This is a genomic window from Dielma fastidiosa, assembly GCF_000313565.1.
Taxonomy (GTDB): domain Bacteria; phylum Bacillota_I; class Bacilli_A; order Erysipelotrichales; family Erysipelotrichaceae; genus Dielma; species Dielma fastidiosa.
In genome coordinates this window covers 1-1,784 of the sequence record NZ_CAEN01000077.1, presented here as the reverse complement: position 1 = coordinate 1,784, position 1,784 = coordinate 1, and the positions used below count along the sequence as shown (strand labels likewise).

General features: G+C 52.3%; 1 protein-coding gene. It reads right to left on the bottom strand.

Going from position 1 to position 1,784, the window contains the following annotated elements:
* Positions 1 to 1,784 (bottom strand): Ig-like domain-containing protein (locus DAHG_RS20310; RefSeq protein ID WP_022936291.1); only part of this gene is annotated, 1,784 nt, incomplete at both ends.

Sequence of the window (1,784 nt, the reverse complement as noted above, 5' to 3'; positions counted from 1 at the left end):
GTCTTCGTCGATACCGCTTCGCCTTTCTCGTTCCATAACGTGAATTCCTTGAAGAGCAATGGCTGGGCCGGTGCTTTGCTGACGATGATCCGCAGCGTATCCTTCTTGCTCAGATCATCGGTCGCTACCACCGTCACATCGACACTGCCTTCGCTGAGTCCTTTCATGACATAGACTCCCGAACTGCTCTTTTCGATACTGAGGATGCCTTCCTTGCTGGTCGTGAATAAGACTTGATCGATCTGTGATTCAGGATCGAGGCTGACTCTCAGTTCTGCACGCTCGCCGATCATCAATTCCTGAGTCTCGGCTTTCAATTTTATACTGCGGATCACCACTTCTTCTTTGCCGCTGTTGGTGATCACACATGGGATGCTTGCTTGTATCTTACCGTCCAGCGTTGTCGCGGTGAGTGTGACACTGCCTGTTTTATAAGCCGTGACGATCGCTGAATTGCTTCCCTGTACGGATGCGGTCGCCGGATCACTGCTGGTCCAGTTCACATACTGCACGGCCGTTTCTGGTAATACATGGGCCGTAAGCATCGCCTGCGGGGCGGTAAGATCCAATTTCAGAAGATCGAGGATCTGTCCCTGATCATCGAGGATCTCGATCTTTTCTGCCGCGTCTGATTGGGACGGCGCTGGGATCAGAGTCAGTAAACATTCTCTTGTGATCTCGTTTCCGTTGATCGTCACGCTCAGAGTCAGCACAACATTCTTTACTTGAGTCGTCGTAGTCTGGATGGTGACGGCCGCTTCATCCGCATTCGTGAGCGTTACCGTATCGTCTGCGCAGCTCCATTGATAGGTAGCTTCCAGGATCGATGTCGCGCTCACACTGCCAGCCGTACCTGCCACGATGACCAAGCTGTTCTTATCCAGCGTGACTTCCGGTTCCGGTTCAGGCATGACTTTTACGAAGATCTTGCGCACGACACTGCTCGCTGCATCGCTTGGCTGGATCGTGATGACCGCGATCCCTTCGCTGATCGCTTCGATCGTCGTGCCGTTGACCGTCGCGATGGTTTCGTCACTGCTGGTCACGGTCAAGTTCTTATCTGCCGCGTCTTCATTCACATGGATCGTGAGTTCCTGACTCTCGTTCACGCTCATCTCGAGATAGTCACGATTGCCTAATTCATCGATCGTGATCGTGGTCACCGGGATCGTTTCCGTTTCCGTTACCGTGATCGTCTGTGTGATCATTTGATCCTGTACCATCAAGTAGATGACGGCCGTGCCCTTCGCCAAGGCTTCGATCTCAGCGCTGGCCGTGTCATCGTTTTTCGCGCTGACTGTGATCACTTCAGGATTGCTGCTGCTCCAAACTGGTTTGAAGCTTGTTTCCTCACCGGTACCCGTGATCACTGCCTTCAATTCACCGATCTCTCCCTTTAATAAGGTGCTGATCTCATTTTCCCAGCTCAGGGATGTGATGCCTGATCGTTCCATGACGGTGATCGTCACCGCATCATAAATCGATTCGTTTTCTAAGCTGGTTACGGTGATCGTTGCTTCACCGGCACCCACTGCTTCGATCAGACCGGTCGCTGCCTCAACGCGGATCACCTCCGGCTGATCACTTTCCCAGCGGACAGCTTTATTCGTCGTATCCGATGGGTCAAAGCTGACTGTCAAGTATTCTTTATCATCGATCTGCATCGTTGTCACGGCAGTATCGATGCGGATCTTTTCTGCTTCGATATCCTGCGGTGTGTCTTCGATTGCATAAACGAAGATCGTGAAGGAGGCTTCGATGGCCCCGCAGCTTGCGATGATCTC